Origin of the sequence: Aminobacter sp. SR38 (assembly GCF_014843375.1) — a bacterium.
In the GTDB taxonomy this organism is placed as follows: domain Bacteria; phylum Pseudomonadota; class Alphaproteobacteria; order Rhizobiales; family Rhizobiaceae; genus Aminobacter; species Aminobacter ciceronei.
In genome coordinates, this window is record NZ_CP062112.1 from 1430205 (window position 1) to 1447731 (window position 17527).

Sequence of the window (17527 nt, forward strand, 5' to 3'; positions counted from 1 at the left end):
GTTACGCCTCCTTCCTGACCGGGGCATGAACGTCCGCCTTTTTCGAGCGGATGCGTATCAGCGCAAGGATGGCGAGGCCCGTCACCATCACCACGGCGATTTCGCCCAGCGTGTCGAGGCCGCGGAAATCGACGATGATGACGTTCACCACATTGCGGCCATGTGCGATGGTCTTGGCGTAGGTGTTGAAGAACTGCGACAACCGGTCGTCGAACGGCAGTTGCGTCACCTTGAGCAGAAGCAGCGCGAAGGCCGTACCGCAAGCTGCGGCAATTGCCATGTCCAGAAGCTTCTGCGCATGCGGGCGGCGGTCGGTCGGCGCAAGCCTGAGCCGCGTCATGACCAGCGCCAGGATCACCACCGACAGCGTCTCGACCATGAACTGGGTGAAGGACAGGTCTGGCGCGCCGAACAGCATGTAGAGCAAGGCGACGGCAAAACCCTGGATGCCGAGCGAAACGATGGCCGTCAGCCGGCTGCGCGCCTTGACCACGGCAGCGATGCCGATCACGGCGATGGCCAGAACGCCCCATTCATAGAAGCGCAATGCCGGCACATCAGGCATCGAGGGCAGCTCGCCGAACAGCACCATCGGCAGCAGCAGCGCTGCCGCCACCGCGACGAAGGTAACAGTCATGTAGATGTCGAGGCGGCCGTTGTGGATGATGCGCGTCAGACCTGTCGCGAGCCGCAAGAGGCCGCGCAGCACCTGGTCGAAGCCACGGTCCGGGCCCCAGCCGATCGCCTGGAGAACGCCAGCCGTCGCGCCGCGCAAGCTGTCGAGCCTGACATAGACGGCGATGCCCAGCGCGACCGTCAGGCCGGACAGCAACAGCGGCACGCCGATGTGCGGGATCGTCGAGATGGTGACCTCGATGGGGCTGCCGGCAACGGCGCTCGCCGCGGGCGACGAGAGGAACCGATGCGTGATCGGTGAGGCGACCGCAGAGACAAGGCCGGTCGCGCCAAGGACAACCGGCCCGAGCCACAACGACACCGGCCCTTCATGTGCTGCCTTGGGCGTCTTGACGGCGTCGCCGATGAAAGGCCGAAGCGCGACCGCAAAGCCGATGGCAAACATCAGCGCATTGCCAGTCACGGCAACAATCAGAAGCACGGCCTGCCAGCCCTCCGGCGAACCAAGTGCATAATAAATCTGTTCCTTGGCCAGAAAGCCTGAGAACAGCGGCAGCCCGCCCATCGAGAGTGCTGCAAGCATCGCTGCCGCGAAGGTGATCGGCATGGCCTTGCGCAGGCCGCGCAGGCAGGTGATGTCGCGCGTACCCGCCTCATGGTCGATCAGGCCGGCGACCATGAACAGCGCGCCCTTGAACATCGAATGGGCGATCAGATAAAGCGCCGCCGCCTCGATCGCCTTGTCGGAACCAAGGCCTGTCAGCATCACCAGCAGTCCGAGAGAGGCGACCGTGGTGTAGGCGAGCATCAGCTTGAGATCGGTCTGCCTGACAGCGAGCAACGTGCCAATCGCAAGTGTCGCGCCGCCGAACACTGGCAGGATCGTCTCCCAAGCCGCAGTGTCGCCCATCACGGGATTGAGGCGCATCAGCAGATAGACGCCTGCTTTCACCATGGTCGCCGAATGCAGGTAGGCCGAGACGGGCGTCGGCGCTTCCATGGCGTTGGGCAGCCAGAAATGGAACGGAAACTGCGCCGATTTGGTGAAAGCGCCGCCCAACACGAGCAACAGGGCAGCAAGGTAGAGCGGGCTGTTGCGCAAGGCGTCGCCGGAGCCGAGCAGCGACGAGAGCTCGCTCATGCCGGTTGCCTGGGCGATGACCAGCAGACCTGCCAACAGGGAAAGCCCGCCAATGCCGGTGACCAGCAGCGCCTGCAGTGCCGCGCGCCGCGAAGCTTCCCGCCCGTGGTCGAAGCCGATCAAAAGGAACGACGTGATCGACGTCAGCTCCCAGTAGACGAACAGCATCAGGAACGAATCCGAGACGACAAGTCCCAGCATCGCCCCCATGAACAGCAGGATGAACGAGAAAAAGCGGCCCTGATGCGGGTGCCCTTTGAGATAGCCGCCGGCATAAATCACGATCAGCGTGCCGATGCCTGATATCAGCAGGGCAAAGGTCAGCGACAGGCCATCGAGAAACCAGGAAAAGCGAAGACCGAGGCTCGGAGCCCAGTCAAATCCACCAGAAATCGAACTGCCTTTGCTGACCGCATCGAGCATGCCGGCAAGATGCAGAAAAACGACCAGTGGAATGGCGGCCAGCAGCCAGCCGGCATTGTGTTTCATCACGCGAACGAGCGCAGGTGCAAGCAACGCTCCCGCAAACGGCAGCATGAGTATCAGGAAGGTCAGCGGACGGGCCCTCTTTGTGTCTCACGTTGTTGACCTGAGGGCATAGACGTCGGGCAGCCAAGGGGCAAGCGCAATCGGACCTTGTCAACGACAACCGCTTTCCGCCGTTGCGGCAGCTGCGGCAATATCGCCTGGAAACGCGTCAGTACGGGGTGATGTAGCGACCATAGACCCAGCCGGTGACGTAGTTGCCGTTCTGTGCGGGGTCATGCCAGACCTGGCACCAGCTGTAGCGGACCCGCTGCTCCTGCTTCCACACGGGCAGACGGCTGATGTCGCGCAGATCGACCCCGCCGGTGCAACGTCCGGTCATCTGCAGCACCTTGCCGTTGGGATAGGCCGCCTGCTTCTGCGAGCCGTTCGACGGGAACTTGCGGATGTTGAGCGTATCGCCCCACGGCACCCTGGCAACTTCCCAGGCGGAAAAGGCAGCGGCATGGGATTCGGCCGCGAAAACGGCGACTGTCGAGGCAATGGCAACTGCTGCGGCTGTCTTCTTGAACATCTGGTCTTCTCCTTCGGCATGGCCGGTCACATATACGTTGCCGCCACACTGCAACTCCGCCCTTGAACCCGCCCTGATCGACGTGTTCATTCGGCATTCAAGATTCAGCACCCACGCGAGACCTAATGACCCGACCCAAGATTTTCGCCGACATCGCCGCGCCCGTGACCGACAAGCGCCTCGTCTCCGACACGCGCCACGGCATCACGCGCGTCGACGAATACGCCTGGCTGCGCGCCGACAACTGGCAGGAGGTGTTCCGCGACCCGAGCGTGCTCGATGCCGATATCCGCAGCCATCTCGAGGCGGAAAACACCTATCAGGCCGAACTGATGACCGATACTGCCGAGCTCAGGAAGGCGCTGTTTGCCGAGATGAAGGGCCGCATCAAGGAAGACGATTCCTCGGTGCCGATGAAGGATGGCCCTTTCGCTTATGGCTCCTCGTTCAAGAAGGGCGGCGAGCAGCCGCGCTACTTCCGCATTCCGAGCGAAGGCGGTCCGGAAGAGATCATCCTCGACGGCGACAAGGAAGCCGACGGCCACGCCTATTTCCGCCTCGGCGGCATCGACCACTCGTCGGACCACAAGCGCCTGATCTGGGCCTTCGACGACAAGGGGTCGGAATTCTACACGCTGCGCGTGCGCGACATCGGCAGCGGCGCGGAACTTGACGACGTGGTCGGCGACACCGGCGGTTCGGGCACATGGGACGCGGCCAATACCGGCTTCTTCTACACCCGCCTCGATCCCAACCACCGGCCGTCAAAGGTGTTCTACCATGGGCTCGGCACGGACGCCGCAGCGGACCGGCTGGTCTATGAGGAAACCGACCCCGGCTTCTTCATGAATGTCGGCGGCACGCGCTCCAACGAATGGATCATGATCTCCATCAGCGACCATGAGACATCGGAGTACCGCCTGTTTCCGGCGACTGATCCGCTGGCGGCGCCAAAACTTGTGGCAGCGCGCGAGATCGGCCTGCAATACGACCTCGAAGAAGGCGGCGACATCTTCTTCGTGCTGACCAACGCCGATGGCGCCAAGGACTTCAAGATCATGACGGCGCCGGTCAGCGATCCGGCGCGAAGCAACTGGAAGGAGCTGGTCGCCCATGAACCTGGCCGCCTCATCCTGTCGGTGGTCGGCTTCAAGGACTTCATGGTCCGCCTCGAGCGCAAGGAGGGCCTGCCCCGCATCGTCGTCCATGAGCGCGCCACGGGTGCCGAGCACCTGATCTCCTTCCCCGAAGAGGCGTTCTCGCTCGGGCTGTCGGGTTCCTACGAATATGACACCGACACCATGCGCTTTTCCTATTCGTCGATGACCACCCCGTCGCAGCTGTTCGACTACAACATGCGGACACGCGAACGAACCCTGCTCAAGACGCAGGAAGTGCCGTCGGGCCACAACATCGAGGACTATGTCACGCGCCGCCTGATGGCTCCGGCGCCGGATGGCGAACTGGTGCCGATCTCGCTGATCCATCACCGCGACACGCCACTCGACGGAACAGCACCCTGCCTGCTCTATGGCTACGGCTCCTACGGCATGACCATTCCGGCTTCGTTCAACACCAACTGTCTGTCGCTGGTCGACCGCGGCTTCGTCTATGCCATCGCCCATATCCGCGGCGGCAAGGACAAGGGTTATGCCTGGTACGAGGACGGCAAGCGCGCGACCAAGGTCAACACCTTCACCGACTTCATCGCCTCAGCCCACCATCTCGTCGCCGAGCGCTACACCGCGCATGAGCGCATCGTCGCGCAAGGCGGCTCGGCCGGCGGCATGCTGATGGGAGCGGTGGCCAACATGGCGCCCGAGGCCTTTGCCGGCATCATCGCCGAAGTGCCCTTCGTCGACGTGCTGACCACCATGCTCGACGACACCTTGCCGCTGACGCCGCCGGAATGGCCCGAATGGGGCAATCCGATCGCCTCGGAAGCGGACTACAAGACCATCGCCGCCTACTCGCCCTACGACAATGTCGCTGAGGTCGACTATCCGCCGATCCTGGCGGTGGCCGGCCTGACCGATCCGCGCGTCACCTATTGGGAGCCGGCCAAATGGGCGGCACGGCTGCGCGAACGCAAGTCGGGCAACAGCCCGGTGCTGTTCAAGATCAACATGGATTCGGGCCATGCCGGCGCCTCCGGCCGCTTCTCCAGGCTCGAGGAAGTCGCCTTCAACTACGCTTTCGCTCTGAAGGTGGCCGGGCGCGCCTGACATCGCGATGGAGAGACCGGCGGCCTCTGGCCGCCGGTGGGGCTCAACCCGCGGGCTTCGGCTGCTGCGCCGGGTAACCGTTGGCCTGTGGCGGGATCGCCTTGAGATAGGCGGCGATCGCCTCCCGGTCGGCGGCAGTCAGTCTCGCCATGTTCTTCTGCACCTCGACCATGGTGCCGCCCACGGAATCGAACTCCGGCGTGAAGCCGGTTTCGAGATAGCCGGCGATATCGGCTTCGGACCAGCCGCTGATGTCCTTGCCTTCGGGCGTGATGTTGGGCACGACGCCGTCGCCTTCGGCTGCCCTGGCGCCGGCCAGCCACTGGCCCTTTTCGGTGCCGCCGGCAAGGCTGCGCGGCGTGTGGCATTCGCCGCAATGGCCGGCACCCTCGACCAGGTCACGCCCATGCAGCACCTTGTCGGGCGTGCCCTCGGCAAAGGCGACCACCGGCTGATCGCTGAGATAGAGCTGTTTCCACAGTCCCAGCCCGCGCCGGATGTTGAAGGGGAAGCCAAGCTCGTGATCAGGCGCCCTGCCCTCAACCGCCGGCAGCGTCTTCAGGAAGGCGTAGAGGTCGGCGACGTCGGCCGGCTTCATGCGGGCGTAGGAGGCATAGGGAAATGCCGGATAGAGATGCTGGCCCTCGCGCGACACGCCTTTCAGCATCGCATTGGCGAAGTCTTCGAGCGACCATGCGCCGATGCCGTCATTGGGATCGGAAGAAATGTTCGGCGCGACGAAGGTGCCGAACTGCGTCTTGAGCTCGACGCCGCCGGCGAGTTGCAGCCGCGCGTCGCCTTCGGATTTCGGCCTGGCGTGACACGAGGCGCAACCGCCGGCGTCGAATATGCGCTGGCCGCGGCCGGTGTCGCCAGTTCCCAAGGCAGCCAACATGTCAGGCGCCAGCCTCTCCGGCACCGTCAGCCACCAGAAAATTGCGGCCCCGGCGCCGCCAAGCGCCAGAGCCGCAACTGCGATTTTCCTGAAAACAGCCATCCGCGAGGGGTCAGCCCTTCTTCACGCGGAACGCCTCGTGGCAGGTGCCGCAGGTCTGGCCGATGGTGCCGACCTGCGCCTTCAACGCATCCAGATCCGCAGCCGGGCTGGCGACTGCGGCGGCAGTGACTTCCTTGAACTTGTCGACCTGGGCCTGGAAGCCGGCCAGGTCTTCCCAGATCTTGGGCGAGGCGGTGGTGTCGCCCTTGTCGCTGCCGGCGGGGAACGACGCTGCCACGTCGATCTTCTGGACGTTGTCGTTGAGCGCGGTCAGGGCGGCGACGACAGCCGCCGCATCGAACGGCGCCTCGCCCTTCACCATCTTCACCAGTGTGCCGACTTGCTTCGCATTTTCCTTCATCACTGCCTGGCGGTCAGCAATCACATCGGCAAATGCTGCGGTGGTGGCGAGCGCGAGCGCTGCGACGGCAAACACAATCTTTTTCATCAGGTCCTCTCTCGGTTGCAACAGCTGCCTAGGGCCAACGGCGAAACTGGCCGAATTCGTCCTGAAATTCTCTTCACGCTTCCGTGACTGTTAGAGTTTTTCGAACATTTCCACCCAAACGCAAAAACCCCGGCGGTTGCCGGGGTTTCAGATGCGTCGGCCGGTCACCGGTCACATCAGGGGATGCGACCGGGCGAGTCTGCGGCTCAGGCCTTTTCGTAGAGCTCGAGCACGTAGTCCCAGTTGATCAGGCTGTCGACGAATGCCTCGAGATACTTCGGACGGGCATTGCGATAGTCGATGTAGTAGGAGTGCTCCCAGACGTCGACGCCGAGGATCGGGGTCGCGCCGTGAACCAGCGGGTTCTCGCCGTTCGGGGTCTTGGAGATGGCGAGCTTGCCATCCTTGACCGACAGCCAGGCCCAGCCCGAGCCGAACTGCGTGGTGCCGGCAGCGATGAAGTCGGCCTTGAACTTGTCGTAACCGCCGAGATTGGCATCGACGGCCTTCTGCAGTGCGCCCGGCAGCTTGTTGCCGCCGCCGCCCTTCTTCATCCACTTCCAGAAGTGGACGTGGTTGTAGTGCTGGGCGGCGTTGTTGAACAGGCCGGCGTTCTTGCCGAACGACTGCTTCACCACCTCTTCCAGCGACAGCTTGTCCATGCCCGCTTCGGCAGCCAGCTTGTTGCCGTTGTCGACATAGGCCTTGTGGTGCTTGTCGTGATGGTACTCGAGCGTCTCCTTCGACATGAAGGGCTGCAGCGCCTCGTAGTCGTAGGGCAATTCGGGCAATTCAAAAGCCATGGATCATACTCCCTTGCTGGCAATTTCGCGGCATGACTATGCCGCCTACAGATAGGTCGTCGTCATCTTGGAAACAGATGAGAGGCACTGTTTTTTCTTCGCTGCACTCAGGCCTTGCCGGTAGAGTGAGCCCACTCCCAATATAGCTCGCGAGACTTTTTTGCTACCGGTCCCGGCTGCAGATTTCGGTCTTCGATGCGCGTCACCGGAACGACCTTGGAATGGTTTCCGGTCGAGAAAATCTCGTCGGCTTCGAGGAATTCGCGCACCGAAAGCGTCTTCTCGATAACGGTGTGGCCGCTCTCGGCAAGCAACGACATTGTCCGGCTGCGGGTGATTCCGGACAAGAAAGTTCCATTCGGCGCCGGGGTGAACACCTGGCCGTTCTTGACCAGGAAGATGTTCGACGATCCGGTCTCGGCGACGTTGCCCAGCATGTCGAGCACCAGCGCATTGTCGAAACCGCGCATCTTGGCATCGAGGATGGCGCGGCCGTTGTTCGGATAAAGGCAGCCGGCCTTGGCGTTGGTCGGCATCGTTTCCATGCTAGGGCGGCGAAATGGCGACAGGCCGATCGAAAATCCGGTCGGCGGCAGCATCGGTGATTCGTAGAGGCAGAGGCAGAACCGCGTCGAAGACGGGTCCGCCGGGACACCCATGTAGCCGCCATGCTCGGCCCAATACATCGGCCTGATGTAAACCGCCGTCTTGCCGTCGAATTTCTTGAGCCCGTCCCAGGTCAGCCCGACGATCTGCTCCGGGCTCATCGTCGGCTTCAGACCGAGCGCGATCGCCGAGGAGTTGACCCGCCGCGAATGCGCTTCAAGATCGGGCGCCACGCCCTCGAACCAGCGGCCGCCGTCGAAGACGCTGGACCCAAGCCACATGGCGTGGCTGCGCGGGCCGATGAGCGCGACATTGCCCTCGTGCCAATCGCCGTCGACATAGGTCCAGGTCGTGGATTGTGCAGCCGCAGCGAGCGTCATGGTCTTTTCCCGTCGCATCTTGTTGGTGTCGGGCATCGAAAAGGCTTTGGCCGGCCCCGTCAACCGGCAGCAGGCCTAAATGTTGGAGCCAGCCGATAGTTGTGCTTGCGCTCGCCGCCAAGCCGTTGGAAAACCACAGGCATGCGCCACGCCGCCTACATATTCGACGCCTATGGCACGCTGTTCGACGTGCACGCCGCCGTTCGCCGCCATGCCGCCGACATCGGCCCGGACGGCCAGCTGCTGTCCGAGATCTGGCGGGCCAAGCAGCTCGAATATTCCTGGGTCCGCACCCTGATGGGCGCCTATCTCGACTTCTGGCAGCTCACCGAACAGGCGCTCGACTTCGCCTTCCGCAAGGTGCCCTCGGTCGATCCGGCGATGCGCAGCAAGCTGCTCGACGCCTATTGGCGGCTCGATTGCTATCCGGAGGTCCCTGCCGTCCTGCGCAACCTGAAGGACAATGGCGCCCGGCTGGCGATCCTGTCCAATGGTTCGCCCGCCATGCTCGAGGCAGCCACCCGTTCTGCCGGGCTCGACCTCATCCTGGACGAGATCTTCTCCGTCGACAGTGTGCGCCGCTTCAAGACGGACCAGTCGGTGTATGATCTGGTGGCCAGCAGCTGGCGCCTCTATCCCGAAGCGATATCGTTCCAGTCGTCCAATCGATGGGACATTGCGGGTGCCGCCAAATTCGGCTGCCGTACCGTCTGGATCAACCGCGCCGACCAGCCGGACGAGTACCGCGACTTGCCACCATCCCTGATCCTGCCGTCGCTGGAAGGTTTAGTTACAATTGGTTAGCTAACCATAGGTCAGGCATGTTGCCATAACGCAACAGTGATTGGCGCGTCACATCGTTGCCATGCTTTGTCCACCCTAAGGTCTGATTTTGACCTGCCTATCTCCGTGAGCGTTAAGGGAACGCGACCGTTTCCTTGAATTCACCATTTCTTTCGAACTGGACTCCTAGATCGCAGCCATGCCCATATCACATGATTCATCCCGCCCTCTGACGAGGCGCGGCTTTCTCAATCTGGCGGCCGCGGGTGCTGCCACGGCAGCGCTTTCGGCCTGCTCGACCGTCAGCGGCGGCGGCCAGTTCGTGCAAGCGCCTCAGATCGTCCCGCCGACGCCGACCATCGATCCGGCCTTTGGCGACTACGTCAACATGTATGGCCCGGTCAGCGACGAGGGCTATGAGGTTCCCGGCATTCCGGTCAAAAAGGTGAAGCCCCAGTTCCTTCGCCAGATCGTCGCCGATCCGACCGGCGAACGTCCCGGCACGCTGGTCGTCGATACCTCGACCCACTTCCTCTATCTCGTGCGCGAAAACGGCCAGGCGATCCGCTACGGCGTCGGTCTGGGCCGCGCCGGCTTTGACCTGGCAGGGCCGCGCCGTCATCCAGTGGAAGCGCAAGTGGCCGAAGTGGACGCCGCCGGACGACATGATCGGCCGCCAGCCGGAACTCGAGAAGTACAGCGTCCGCAATGGCGGCATGGCCCCGGGGCTCAACAACCCTCTCGGCGCCCGTGCGCTCTACATCTTCCAGAACAACGAAGATACGCTCTACCGCGTCCATGGTTCGCCGGAATGGTGGACGATCGGCAAGTCGGTGTCGTCGGGCTGCGTGCGCCTGATGAACCAGGACATCATCGATCTCTACGACCGCGTGCCGTCCAAGACGCCGATCCTGGTCACCAACGGCCTCGGCATGGCCTGACCAGCCCAGGGCTGCCCATCAACGAAAAACGGCGCGTCATTGACGCGCCGTCAGACTGCTGACAAACCCCTGGCGAGAGTTGGGGGTTTGTGATTCAGTGGGTGATGTTGAAGCGAGCCGGCCCTGAACAAACCGCACTTGAGATCGTCACGCTCGATCAACTGGTTCCAGTTGATCACCTTCTGCGCAAGATCGATGGTGTTATCGATTTCTCGTTCATCCACGATCTGACAGCGCCGCTTTACTGCGCCGACAATGGTCGCCCGCCACTTGATCCGACCTTGATGTTCAAGGCGCTGTTCATCGGCTACCTGTTCGGGGTGCGCTCGGAGCGGCAATTGGTGCGAGAGATCGAGGTCAATGTCGCCTACCGGTGGTTCCTGCGGCTGAAGCTGACGGACAAGGTGTTCGACGCCTCGACATTGTCGCAGAACCGACGCCGGCGCTACCAGGACGAGACGATCGCGCAGGCGATCTTCGACCGCATTGTCGAGCAGGCGATCGGGGCAGGCTTGGTCGACGGCACGGTGCTCTACACCGACAGCACGCACCTGAAGGCCAATGCCAACAAGGGCAAGTACGACCTTGCCATGGTCGCCAAGTCGCGTGCCGACTACTGGGGCGAGCTCGACCGGGCGATCGATGCCGAACGGGCGTTGCACGGCCAGAAGGCGCTGAAGGAGCAGGAGCGGCAGCCTGCGGTGAAAGAGACGAAGGTCTCGCGCACCGATCCTGAGGCTGGCTATATGGTGCGCGAGGGCAAGCCGAAGGGCTTCTTTTATCTCGATCACCGCACGGTGGATGGCGGCTTCGGCATCATCACCGACACGTTTGCCACGCCGGCCAACGTGCATGACTCGATCGTCTATCTCGACCGGCTCGACCGCCAGGTGGAGCGTTTCGGCTTCGACGTCACGGCGGCGGGGCTGGATGCCGGCTATGCCACGCCAGGCATCGCCAAGGGCCTGGAGGACAGGAACATCCACGGTGTCGTCGGCTATCGCAACCCGCCCCGGCCAAAGCCTGGCAAGATGAGGAAGGGCGCTTTCGTCCATGAGCCGGACCTTGACGGCTATCGTTGCCCGCAGGGCCAGTTGCTCACTTACGCCACCACCGATCGCGGCGGTTATCGCCACTACAGGAGCGACCCGACGATCTGCCGCAACTGTCCGCTGCTGGCGTCTTGCACATCAAACGCCAAGGCCGAGCGCACCATCACGCGCCATGTCTGGCAGGATGTCCGCGAGCGGGTCGATGCCAACCGCTTAACCGCATGGGGCAAGGCGATCTATCGACGCCGCAAGGAGACGGTCGAGCGATCCTTCGCCGATGCCAAGCAGCTCTTCGGCCATCGCTATGCCCGCTTCCGAGGGCGAACACGCGTCGCCTGCCAGTGCCTGATCGCAGCCGCCGCCCAGAACATGAAAAAGATCGCAATCAGCCTCTGGCCAAAGCCAAAACCAAGCCTCGCATGAGGCCAAAGCCGGCTCGCAACGGCCTTGGCATCTGCCCCCCGACATCAATCCAAAAAAGCTCAATCAACCCACAAAACAAAACCCCGCCGAAATTCGACGGGGTTTGTCAGCAGTCTGACGGCGCGTCATTGACGCGCCGTTTTTCTTTGGAGCCTCAGGGTGTTTCAAAAGCCCTTCTTCAGGCTGCCCAGAATGCCGCGCACCAGCGCACGGCCGACCGACGAGCCGACGGAGCGCACGACCGACTTCAGCGCAGCTTCCGTCACCGTCTGCCGGTTCGAGGTTCGTGGCCTGGGCGCATTGCCGGTGTTGCGACCACTGGGCGCCGGCGCATCATTGCCAAAGCCCGGAATGGTCCAGCCGCTGCCGCCGCCGGTATTCGCCTGCTGCTGCGCCTGCTCCTGGGCCTTTTGCGCCTCGAGCGCTTTCTTCTGCAGCATCTCGAAGGCCGATTCGCGGTCGACCGTCTGGTCGTACTGTCCGGCGACAGGGCTTTCGTTGATCAGCTTCTGGCGCTCTTGCGGCGTGATCGGCCCGAGCCGCGATGCCGGCGGCCGGATCAGCGTCCGCTGCACCATGGACGGCACACCCTTGGCCTCGAGCGTCGAGACCAACGCCTCGCCGGTGCCGAGCTGGGTGATGGCGGTGGCGCAGTTGAAGTCGGGGTTCGGACGGAAGGTATCGGCAGCGGTCTTTACCGCCTTCTGCTCGCGCGGCGTGTAGGCGCGCAGCGCATGCTGGACACGGTTGCCGAGCTGGGCGAGCACGGTTTCGGGGACGTCGAGCGGGTTCTGGGTGACGAAATAGACGCCGACGCCCTTGGAGCGGATCAGGCGCACGACCTGCTCGACCCGGTCGACGACGATCTTGGGTGCCTCATCGAACAGAAGGTGGGCTTCGTCGAAGAAGAACACCAGCTTCGGCTTGTCGGGATCGCCGACCTCGGGCAGCACCTCGAACAGCTCCGACAGCAGCCAGAGCAGGAAGGTGGCATAAAGCCTGGGGTTCATCATCAGCTTGTCGGCGGCCAGCACGTTGATCGCGCCGCGGCCGTCGCGCGTCGTGCGCATGATGTCGGCGATCTTCAGCGCCGGCTCACCGAAGAAGTGGTTGCCGCCCTGCTGCTCGAGCACCAGCAGCGACCGCTGGATCGCGCCGACAGAAGGCTTGGTGATATTGCCGTAGCGGGTACCGATTTCGTCGGCCCGATCGGCGATGTTGGCCAAGAGCGACTGCAGGTCCTTCATGTCGAGCAGCAGCAGGCCTTCCTCGTCGGCAATGCGGAAAGCGATGTTGAGCACGCCTTCCTGCGCCTCCGTCAGGTTCATCAGCCGCGACAAAAGCAGCGGGCCCATTTCGGAAATGGTCGCGCGGATGGGATGCCCCTGTTCGCCGAACAGGTCCCAGAAGATGACAGGGAATTCCTGGAACTCATATGGGTCGAGCTTGATCGCCTCGGCGCGGGCAGTGAGAAAATCCTTGGCCTCGCCGATCATCGAGATGCCCGACAGGTCACCCTTGATGTCGGCGCAGAACACCGGAACGCCGGCATTGGAGAAACCTTCGGCAAGGATTTGCAGCGTCACCGTCTTGCCGGTGCCGGTCGCGCCTGTAACCAGGCCGTGGCGATTGCCGTATTTCAACAGCAATTCTTCGGGTCGTTGATAGCTATCGTCCGGCTTGCGGCTGGCACCAATGAATATGCTGTCGTCCTGCGCCATGGGCGTTGTCTCCGGCAATGCTATTTTCCGACCGCAGCTGCGGCCACCCGCAAGGTATAGTGGCGGTCTACGCAAGCGACAATGGCTTGGTTCCGGCCGGGGCTTGGCTCCGGCGAGTCGGCATGTTATACATAAGTTATAACATGGAGACTTGGCCATGAATGTGACAGTGCGCAAGATCGGAAACTCGGAAGGCGTGATCCTGCCGAAGGAGGTGCTGGAGCGGCACAATCTGAGGGCTGGCGACACGCTGGTTCTCACCGAAGACGGCAACGAATTGCGCCTCAGCCCGGCACAGGACGACCCAGAGGAATTCGAGCGCAAGATGAAGATCGCGCGCGAACGGATGAAGAAGTACGAGGTTGCCTATCGCGCACTGGCGAAATGACCGAGTTCCACTCGCGTCAATTCGTCGAGGCGCTGCATGCCGAACAGCTGCGCCTGCACGGTGGCGCACCGGGCGTTCGATCAGAGGACATGCTGGAGTCGGCGCTGGCGCGCCCGCTGCAAAAGGTCGCTTACGGCACACCGGACCGATGCGAACTGGCAGCGGCCTATCTGTTCGGCATCGCCAATAACCATCCCTTTGTCGACGGCAACAAGCGCACGGCATTTGCCGCAGCGGACTTGTTTCTGTTTTTCAATGGCTTGAGCGTCGAGGCATCGCAACAGGACGTTATCCAGTTCGTGCTCATGGTCGCAGCCGGCGAAATCGATGAAGCCGGCGCCACCGCATTCTTCCGCGACCACACGGTTCCTGTCGAAAGCTAGCTGCCCAGTTCGACGATTTCCCATTCATGGCCGTTGACCGAGGCGAGGTCGCCAACGGATTTGCCGAACAGTGCGACTGCCATCGGCGAGGCATGCGAGATGCGGCCCTTGGCGGCGTCGGCCTCGTCTTCGCCGACGATCTGCCAGACGTTGCGCTTGCCCTTGTCGTCCTCGATGACAACCTTCATGCCGAAGCGGACGACCGTGCTGTCAGGCTCGGGAACGGACACCTCTGCCGTCTCGCGGCGCGACTGCCAATAGCGCAGGTCGCGCGACACGGTCGCAATGCGCTCGCGGTCGGCATCGGCCTCGGCCTTGGCCAGATCTTCACGCAGGCTGGCGAGCTGGGCTTCGATATGGGCGAGGCCTTGCTCTGTGACCAGGTTTCGCGACGCGCTGACCGGCCGCTCGCCAATGTCGGCGATTACGTTTTCGCTATCGTCTTCGCGGGTAAAAGCTCTGCTCATCAACCGAACCTAGGTGTTCGCTGCATGGATAACAAGCCAGCCACGCTGACCCGCCCATTGCGTCCTCAGCCGAATGCAGCGCTGGGCCGAAGTGACGCAACTTGAATGCCGTTCCAGTTCTTGAGCACAGGATTGGCAGCCTTTTTCATGGTGCCGGACAGCGCTTCGTCAGCGGCCAGAAGCCTGGCCAGAGCCGCCGCGATCATGACCTCGGCCGCCCTGCCGGCGCCGTCGTCGCATTTCAACGCAATGCCGAGCCCAAGTTCGGGCACGGCCGCGCAAAACACGCCTTCGGCGCCGACCTTGACGAAGATCCGTCCGGGTGCAGTCTGCATCAACTCCGTATCGGCCCTGTCGGTTCCAGCGACCAGAAAAGGTTCGCTCATGCAGGCCGACATCAATCGGCGTGCAGCCACTGCCCGGTCCGCGCCGAGACCATTGCCGGTGACCATGCGCGCGAACCCCAAGGCAAGGTTTTGCAGTGGCACGGCAAAGGTCGGGATCGAACAGCCGTCAATGCCGCGATTGGCCTCGTCGTGCCGGGCTCCTGTTACCGCTTCCATCGTCTCGCGAACCATCTCCTGGAAACGATGCTCGGGCCTGACATAACCCTGATGCGCGATGCCGAGGTGGCGGCAGGTGCAGACGAAGGCGGAATGCTTGCCCGAGCAATTGTTGTGCAGCGCACTTGGCGAGGCGCCGCTGCGGGCCAGCGCGATGGTGGCGCCGTGATTGGACGGCCAGTGCGCGCCGCATTCGAGCGCATCGACGTCGAGGCCGGCCTTGGCGAGCATGGCATTGGCAAGCTCGGCATGGGCGACTTCGCCGGAATGCGAGGAACAGGCCAGCGCCAGTTCACGATCGCCGAAGCCATATGCATCGGCCGTGCCACTTTCGACGAAAGGCAGCGCCTGGATCGCCTTGACCGCCGAGCGCGGGAAGACCTGTTGCTGCGCATCGCCCATGGCCCAGACCTGCTTGCCGTCGCCGTCGACGACGACCACCGCACCACGATGCACGCTTTCAACGAGGTCGCCGCGCAGCACCTCGACAAGAACCGGATTTGCCATTTTCAACGTGCCTTCATGCGCTAGCGGACGATTTTTGCCGGGCGTGACGCCTGCCCGACTAGCCGTGCAGCATCATGCCTTGTCACCCGATAGCGCGGCGGCGAGGAATCCGCCATCCACTGCGAGCGTATGACCGTTGACATAACTTGCTTCCGGCGACAGCAGGAAGGCAACCGCGGCGGCGATCTCCTCGGGCTCGGCATAACGGCCCTGCGGCATCAGCCGCGGCGCGATCCCGCTGCCATTGCCATCCGCTTCGATCTCGGTCGGCCCGGCTGCGACGGCGTTGACACGAACGCCACGATTGCCGACCTCCAGCGCCAGCACCTCGGACATCAGCTTCAGCCCGGCCTGCGAGGCGGCGACGGCGAGCCTGCCGCGATGCGCGCGCAGGCCGGCGACCGAACCGACATTGACGATGGACAGGGACGCCCCCATCCGCTCGAGCGCGGCATGGGCGGCGATGAACGGCCCGACCAGATTGACGTCGAGCGCTTCGCGCAACATTTCAGCACTGGTGTCTTCGGCACTTGCATGCCGGTCGAAGCCGGCCACCGCCACCAGTCCGCCAATGAGACCAAGGCTGTCGACCACCTGGTCGAACGCTTCGGCGACATTGTCCTCGTCTGTCGGGTCGGCCTCGATAAAGAGGACATCGTCATTGTCGATTGCGTCTGCGGCAGCGGCAAGGGCTGCCGCATCGCCATCGATCATTGCCACCGGCCATCCATCTGATACCAGGCGCTCGGCCACGGCAAGGCCGATGCCCGACGCACCGCCGATGACGACGGCCGAATGCCTCATCTAATGCGGTCCAGGATCGACACGTAGTTGGCGACCGCGGCACCCCCCATGTTGAAGATGCCGCCGAGCCTGGCGTCCTTGACCTGGATGCCGCCGGCCTCGCCGGCAAGCTGCATCGCGGTCAAGACATGCATCGACACGCCGGTCGCACCGATCGGATGCCCCTTGGCCTTGAGACCACCCGAGGGATTGACCGGCAGGCGGCCATCCCTAGCGGTGATGCCCTCCATGACCACGCGGGCACCCTCGCCGCGCGGCGCAAGCCCCATGGCCTCATATTCGATCAGCTCGGCGATGGTGAAGCAGTCATGCGTCTCGACGAAGGACAGGTCGTCGAGCGAAACGCCCGCCGCCTTCAACGCCTGGTTCCAGGCCAGCTCGCAACCTTCGAACTGCAGGATATCGCGCTTCGACATCGGCAGGAAGTCCTGCACATGCTCGTTGGCGCGGAAAGCAATCGCACGCTTCATCTTCAGCGCCGTGGTCGCATCGGTCAGCACCAGGGCTGCCGCACCGTCGGAGACGAGAGAGCAGTCGGTGCGCTTCAGCGGGCCGGCGACAAACGGGTTCTTCTCGCTCTCTTGGCGGCAGAAGTCGAAGCCGAAATCCTTGCGCATCTGGGCGTACGGGTTTTCGACGCCGTTCTTGTGGTTCTTGGCAGCGATCATCGCCAGCGCATCGGACTGGTCGCCATAACGCTGGAAATAGGCCTGGGCGATCTTGCCGAAGACGCCGGCAAAGCCAGCCGGGGTGTCGCCATCCTCGGGCAGATAGGAGGCGCGTAACAGGTTCTTGCCGATCTCCGGTCCCGGTGTCGTGGTCATCTGTTCGGCGCCGACCACCAGCACGATGCGCTGGCCGGCATTGACGGCACGGATGCCCTGGCGCACGGCGGCAGAGCCGGTAGCGCAGGCATTTTCGACACGCGTCGCCGGCTTGAAACGCAGGCGGTCGTCGGCCTGCAGCACAAGGCTCGCGGTGAAATCCTGGGCGGAGAAGCCGGCATTGAAATGGCCGAGCACGATCTCGTCGACATCTTCCGGCCCGACGCCCGCATGCGCCAGCGCCTCGGTGGCAACCTGCGTGATCAGGCTTTCCAGCGTCTCGCCTTCCAGCTTGCCGAAACGCGAATGCGCCCAGCCCACGATGCATGCGGTCATCTTCGTCTCCATCGTCATTGGTATGTTGCGCCATTTGGC

At 63.2% G+C, this 17527-nt stretch carries 16 protein-coding genes and 1 pseudogene; 6 read left to right on the forward strand and 11 right to left on the reverse strand.

From position 1 onward, the window contains the following. Position 1: 1 nt before the first annotated feature. Positions 2–2320 (reverse strand): putative monovalent cation/H+ antiporter subunit A, encoded by a 2319-nt coding sequence (locus IG197_RS07065; protein ID WP_256441265.1) that lies wholly within the window; start codon positions 2318–2320, stop codon positions 2–4. 154 nt (positions 2321–2474) lie between these two features. Then, a complete protein-coding gene (locus IG197_RS07070) occupies positions 2475–2837 on the reverse strand; it encodes an SH3 domain-containing protein (RefSeq protein ID WP_067966909.1) in 363 nt (120 codons plus the stop codon). A gap of 125 nt (positions 2838–2962) precedes the next feature. On the opposite strand from IG197_RS07070, the gene IG197_RS07075 reads away from it, so the two are divergent. Then, positions 2963–5062, forward strand: a complete 2100-nt coding sequence (locus IG197_RS07075; protein ID WP_192317926.1) for a S9 family peptidase — start codon at positions 2963–2965, stop codon at positions 5060–5062. Positions 5063–5105: 43 nt separating this feature from the next. Here IG197_RS07075 and IG197_RS07080 read toward each other — a convergent pair whose 3' ends face one another. From IG197_RS07080 to IG197_RS07095, 4 genes are all read right to left on the reverse strand, one after another. Continuing rightward, on the reverse strand, positions 5106–6059 hold the full coding sequence (locus tag IG197_RS07080) for a cytochrome c (protein ID WP_192317927.1): 954 nt from the start codon (positions 6057–6059) through the stop codon (positions 5106–5108). Positions 6060–6069: 10 nt separating this feature from the next. Next, complete coding sequence (locus IG197_RS07085) at positions 6070–6507, reverse strand: cytochrome c (protein WP_067964374.1); 438 nt, start codon at positions 6505–6507, stop codon at positions 6070–6072. 206 nt (positions 6508–6713) lie between these two features. Next, positions 6714–7310 (reverse strand): superoxide dismutase, encoded by a 597-nt coding sequence (locus IG197_RS07090; protein ID WP_192317929.1) that lies wholly within the window; start codon positions 7308–7310, stop codon positions 6714–6716. A gap of 107 nt (positions 7311–7417) precedes the next feature. Beyond that, positions 7418–8296: a branched-chain amino acid aminotransferase gene (locus IG197_RS07095; RefSeq protein WP_067966913.1), complete on the reverse strand. Its 879-nt coding sequence runs from the start codon at positions 8294–8296 to the stop codon at positions 7418–7420. 141 nt (positions 8297–8437) lie between these two features. Here IG197_RS07095 and IG197_RS07100 point away from each other — a divergent pair, with 141 nt between their 5' ends. The 3 genes and pseudogenes from IG197_RS07100 to IG197_RS07110 all read left to right on the forward strand — a co-directional run bounded on the left by IG197_RS07100 (position 8438) and on the right by IG197_RS07110 (position 11495). After that, a complete protein-coding gene (locus IG197_RS07100) occupies positions 8438–9100 on the forward strand; it encodes a haloacid dehalogenase type II (protein WP_067964378.1) in 663 nt (220 codons plus the stop codon). Between the two features lie 178 nt (positions 9101–9278). Next, positions 9279–10020 (forward strand): annotated as a pseudogene (locus IG197_RS07105) (L,D-transpeptidase). A 104-nt stretch (positions 10021–10124) separates the two neighbouring features. After that, positions 10125–11495, forward strand: a complete 1371-nt coding sequence (locus IG197_RS07110; RefSeq protein ID WP_185910139.1) for an IS1182 family transposase — start codon at positions 10125–10127, stop codon at positions 11493–11495. 164 nt (positions 11496–11659) lie between these two features. Here the strand turns inward: IG197_RS07110 and IG197_RS07115 are convergent, their stop codons facing one another. Further along, on the reverse strand, positions 11660–13216 hold the full coding sequence (locus IG197_RS07115; protein WP_067964382.1) for a helicase HerA-like C-terminal domain-containing protein: 1557 nt from the start codon (positions 13214–13216) through the stop codon (positions 11660–11662). Between the two features lie 157 nt (positions 13217–13373). Here IG197_RS07115 and IG197_RS07120 point away from each other — a divergent pair, with 157 nt between their 5' ends. Together IG197_RS07120 and IG197_RS07125 are read left to right on the forward strand one after the other, a co-directional pair. Further along, a complete protein-coding gene (locus tag IG197_RS07120; RefSeq protein ID WP_067964384.1) occupies positions 13374–13604 on the forward strand; it encodes an AbrB/MazE/SpoVT family DNA-binding domain-containing protein in 231 nt (76 codons plus the stop codon). Next, complete coding sequence (locus tag IG197_RS07125; RefSeq protein WP_192317931.1) at positions 13601–13987, forward strand: type II toxin-antitoxin system death-on-curing family toxin; 387 nt, start codon at positions 13601–13603, stop codon at positions 13985–13987. The genes IG197_RS07120 and IG197_RS07125 overlap by 4 nt, the downstream gene beginning before the upstream one ends. Here the strand turns inward: IG197_RS07125 and IG197_RS07130 are convergent. The 4 genes from IG197_RS07130 to IG197_RS07145 all read right to left on the reverse strand — a co-directional run bounded on the left by IG197_RS07130 (position 13984) and on the right by IG197_RS07145 (position 17488). After that, positions 13984–14454, reverse strand: a complete 471-nt coding sequence (locus tag IG197_RS07130; protein WP_067964388.1) for a GreA/GreB family elongation factor — start codon at positions 14452–14454, stop codon at positions 13984–13986. The two genes, IG197_RS07125 and IG197_RS07130, sit on opposite strands and share 4 nt — an antisense overlap. Positions 14455–14519: 65 nt before the next feature. After that, positions 14520–15524 (reverse strand): asparaginase, encoded by a 1005-nt coding sequence (locus IG197_RS07135; RefSeq protein WP_192317933.1) that lies wholly within the window; start codon positions 15522–15524, stop codon positions 14520–14522. Positions 15525–15596: 72 nt separating this feature from the next. After that, positions 15597–16328 carry an SDR family NAD(P)-dependent oxidoreductase gene (locus IG197_RS07140; protein WP_067964392.1) on the reverse strand — a complete coding sequence of 244 codons (732 nt, stop codon included), beginning with the start codon at positions 16326–16328 and terminating at the stop codon, positions 15597–15599. Then, on the reverse strand, positions 16325–17488 hold the full coding sequence (locus tag IG197_RS07145; protein ID WP_154384976.1) for an acetyl-CoA acetyltransferase: 1164 nt from the start codon (positions 17486–17488) through the stop codon (positions 16325–16327). Before IG197_RS07145 ends, IG197_RS07140 begins: the two co-directional genes overlap by 4 nt. Positions 17489–17527 lie beyond the last annotated feature (39 nt).

Excerpts from the sequence above, each read along its gene's own strand:
- IG197_RS07070 (WP_067966909.1), bottom strand. The coding sequence starts at position 2,837 with ATGTTCAAGAAGACAGCCGCAGCAGTTGCCATTGCCTCGACAGTCGCC.
- IG197_RS07075 (WP_192317926.1), top strand. The coding sequence starts at position 2,963 with ATGACCCGACCCAAGATTTTCGCCGACATCGCCGCGCCCGTGACCGAC.
- IG197_RS07080 (WP_192317927.1), bottom strand. The coding sequence starts at position 6,059 with ATGGCTGTTTTCAGGAAAATCGCAGTTGCGGCTCTGGCGCTTGGCGGC.
- IG197_RS07085 (WP_067964374.1), bottom strand. The coding sequence starts at position 6,507 with ATGAAAAAGATTGTGTTTGCCGTCGCAGCGCTCGCGCTCGCCACCACC.
- IG197_RS07090 (WP_192317929.1), bottom strand. The coding sequence starts at position 7,310 with ATGGCTTTTGAATTGCCCGAATTGCCCTACGACTACGAGGCGCTGCAG.
- IG197_RS07095 (WP_067966913.1), bottom strand. The coding sequence starts at position 8,296 with ATGACGCTCGCTGCGGCTGCACAATCCACGACCTGGACCTATGTCGAC.
- IG197_RS07100 (WP_067964378.1), top strand. The coding sequence starts at position 8,438 with ATGCGCCACGCCGCCTACATATTCGACGCCTATGGCACGCTGTTCGAC.
- IG197_RS07110 (WP_185910139.1), top strand. The coding sequence starts at position 10,125 with ATGTTGAAGCGAGCCGGCCCTGAACAAACCGCACTTGAGATCGTCACG.
- IG197_RS07115 (WP_067964382.1), bottom strand. The coding sequence starts at position 13,216 with ATGGCGCAGGACGACAGCATATTCATTGGTGCCAGCCGCAAGCCGGAC.
- IG197_RS07120 (WP_067964384.1), top strand. The coding sequence starts at position 13,374 with ATGAATGTGACAGTGCGCAAGATCGGAAACTCGGAAGGCGTGATCCTG.
- IG197_RS07125 (WP_192317931.1), top strand. The coding sequence starts at position 13,601 with ATGACCGAGTTCCACTCGCGTCAATTCGTCGAGGCGCTGCATGCCGAA.
- IG197_RS07130 (WP_067964388.1), bottom strand. The coding sequence starts at position 14,454 with ATGAGCAGAGCTTTTACCCGCGAAGACGATAGCGAAAACGTAATCGCC.
- IG197_RS07135 (WP_192317933.1), bottom strand. The coding sequence starts at position 15,524 with ATGGCAAATCCGGTTCTTGTCGAGGTGCTGCGCGGCGACCTCGTTGAA.
- IG197_RS07140 (WP_067964392.1), bottom strand. The coding sequence starts at position 16,328 with ATGAGGCATTCGGCCGTCGTCATCGGCGGTGCGTCGGGCATCGGCCTT.
- IG197_RS07145 (WP_154384976.1), bottom strand. The coding sequence starts at position 17,488 with ATGACCGCATGCATCGTGGGCTGGGCGCATTCGCGTTTCGGCAAGCTG.